Source organism: Micromonospora sp. M51 (assembly GCF_018070305.1).
GTDB lineage: Bacteria > Actinomycetota > Actinomycetes > Mycobacteriales > Micromonosporaceae > Micromonospora > Micromonospora parva.
Genome location: NZ_JAGPXZ010001243.1, coordinates 1 through 1042, shown reverse-complemented (window position 1 = coordinate 1042; position 1042 = coordinate 1). Strand labels below are relative to the sequence as shown.

The following is a 1042-nucleotide window of genomic DNA, read 5'->3' as shown; positions in this document are numbered from 1 at the left end:
ACGGTGCGCTGGCCCATCGGCTGGCCGCCGGGCGGGACCACCGCCCACTCGCCGTCCGACAGCCGCCGGCCGACCTGACGGTGACCTCGGAGCACGACGAGCCGATCGACCGGGTCGACGCGGCGGCGTTCGTGGCCCGGGCGTTGGCCGAGCAGCTGCACGAGCGGCTGGCCGGGCACGGGCTGGCCTGCACCCGGCTCGGCATCGAGGCGGTCACCGAGCACGGGCAGGAGCTGCACCGGGTGTGGCGGCACGATGGCCTGCTCACCGCCGCGGCCATCGCCGACCGGGTGCGCTGGCAGCTCGACGGGTGGCTCTCCGGCAGCAACGGTCGTGCCGGTGCCCGCGCGGCCCGGCCGACCGCCGGCATCATCCGGCTGCGACTGGTCCCGGACGGGGTGATCGCCCAGGCCGGTCTGCAGGCCGGTCTCTGGGGGGAGACCGGCGAGGAGCGGGAACGCGCGCACCGGGCGCTGAGCCGGGTGCAGGGCATCCTCGGCCCGGAAGCGGTGGTCACCGCGGTGCTCGGTGGTGGGCGTTCTCCGGCCGACCAGGTGCGACTGGTGCCGTGGGGCGACGAACGACTCCCGGCCCGGCCCGGCCCGCCGGCCGGCGCGAGGGCTGGTGAGGGCACCCCGCCGTGGCCGGGCCGGCTGCCGCCGCCCGCGCCCGCCGTGGTGCTGCCCAGTCCGCTCGCCGCGACCGTGCACGACGCCGCTGGCGAGCCGGTGGTGATCAGCGCGCGGTTGGCGGTGAGCGCCGCGCCCGCCCGACTGGTGGTCGGCACCGGTCAGCCAGCGGAGATCGTGGGTTGGGCCGGGCCGTGGCCGGTGGACGAGCGCTGGTGGGCGCCGGCCGAGGCCCGCCGCCGGGCCCGGTTCCAGGTCAGCCTGGCCGACGGTGCTGCCCTGCTGCTGGCCGTGGAGTCGGGGCAGTGGTTGGTGGAGGCGATCTATGACTGAGTCAGGTCGATCCCTGCCCGGCGTCGGCTGGCTCCGCGCTGGCCGGGGAACAGACGTCCTGATGAGCGTGATGACTCACC

The 1042-nt window shown here is 76.9% G+C and carries 1 pseudogene; it reads left to right on the top strand.

The window, feature by feature from the left end:
* Nucleotides 1-962: pseudogene (locus tag KBX53_RS33995) on the top strand (DNA polymerase Y family protein); the annotation flags it as partial.
* Between the last annotated feature and the right edge of the window lie 80 nt (nt 963-1042).